Below are 286 nucleotides of genomic sequence, written 5' to 3' on the forward strand. Positions count from 1 at the left end.
TAGCGCGGCTCAAGGCTGAAAGATCGGCGATCGTCATCATGATCGCCCGCATGACGCCGGGGCTGTCCTATCTCATCCCGCTGTTTTTGCTGTTCCAATGGATCGGGATCCTCGGAACGCTCTGGCCGCAGATCATCATCCACCTGGTGGTGACGGTGCCGATCGTGGTCTGGGTGATGATCGGCTATTTCGAGACCACGCCGATGGAACTGGAAGAGGCGGCCAACATCGACGGCGCCAGCTCCTGGCAGGTATTTCGGCTGGTCGCCCTGCCCATCGCCAAGCC

General features: G+C 60.8%; 1 protein-coding gene. It reads left to right on the plus strand.

Annotated features, from left to right (window positions below; translation table 11 throughout):
- On the plus strand, window positions 1-286 hold a 286-nt coding region (locus EN824_RS34735; protein WP_135933242.1), incomplete at both ends, for an ABC transporter permease subunit.

Origin of the sequence: Mesorhizobium sp. M8A.F.Ca.ET.181.01.1.1 (genome assembly GCF_004792025.1) — a bacterium.
Lineage (GTDB): Bacteria > Pseudomonadota > Alphaproteobacteria > Rhizobiales > Rhizobiaceae > Mesorhizobium.